Annotated in this window: 1 protein-coding gene; it reads right to left on the minus strand. The window is 30.1% G+C overall.

Annotated features, from left to right (window positions below):
* A partial coding sequence (locus Z053_RS0127320; protein WP_025668147.1) for a hypothetical protein occupies positions 1-684 on the minus strand: 684 nt, incomplete at its 3' end.
* Positions 685-1,244: the final 560 nt, after the last annotated feature.

Genomic DNA, 1,244 nt, shown 5'->3' on the forward strand with positions numbered 1-1,244 from the left:
TTCTACTGTTGCTGTATCAAAGTTAAAAGAGGGATTACAACTTCCAAAGTTGACTTGAACTGTATAAGTTCCTACTTGGGTTACATTTTCAAGAGTATTACCCGATTCGCCAGGAACCACTGTACCATTAAAAGACCAAATATATTCTGGAAAATCTCCTGGTAAGGCTGTCAATGTTGCCGATTCTCCAACGCACAACGCTACTGTGTTAGCTTCGATATTCGCTCCTGTTAACGTGACACCTTGAGAAAAATCAAAATAGTAAATAGGAATATTTTCTTGTACTGCACTTAAAGTAGAACTTGCCGGTACATTAACTCGTAAACTATAATTCTCGCCTCGTAAATCTGTAGGAATAGCAAAAGAAGGAAATTCGATGTCTCCTCCTGGAGGAATCGCTATTGGCGTAGTAAATCGTGTTAAAACTCTTGTAGCATCATTAGAAAAAACACCATTCTCATCGGATAATTCTAAAACAAATTCTGTACCTGTAGCAAATAAAATGTTTGCCTTAGCTATAGCTTCTCGATTGGGAGTATTTTGATTTACACAGAGTATTGTAGCAGTAGATCCGCTAATAGAAAATAAAGGAGCACCAATATCCTGAGCATTAGCTTTCAAAGAAGAAAATAGAAAGCCTGTCACTATAGCAATTAATGATATGAGGTTAAGTTTTTTTTTCATGATATCACACTTATGATTAAGGTGAATATACTATATTAACTTTGCGATTTGGGGCGCTTGTTAATAATATTGTTAATATATTTTTTACCAAGACATAAAATTATAAATTAAATGTTTATATCAAACTAAAATTTAACTTTTTTTTGTAATAATTTTCTGACCTTTTGTTACTTGTTCAATTTTAACTAAAACAAATACGATCCTAAAAAACATTTCAATATACATAAAAATTTGTTAATCAATGTCTTGAGCTATTGTAAAAAATCATTTCAAACCAGTAAAAAAGGTTTAAATCTCCCCTATTTTTATAAAAAAATCAAAAGAATTTTGTATAAAAATCATATTATTTATGCGTTTTTGGGCGTATTTTCTATACATTAAATGTTCTAAAAAAGGTAATTTTTCTCGATTAAGTGTAAAAAACAGTATTGAGTTTTTGGTCATAGAAAAACGATTTTATATGAAAAATTAAAAGAAAATCTCCTCCTAAATACCCGTATTTCTTTGAGGTTCTTTTTTATAAAAATTATCTCATTATTGTTATCGAACCTTTTCTGACT

Origin of the sequence: Aquimarina megaterium XH134 (assembly GCF_000520975.1) — a bacterium.
Lineage (GTDB): Bacteria > Bacteroidota > Bacteroidia > Flavobacteriales > Flavobacteriaceae > Aquimarina > Aquimarina megaterium.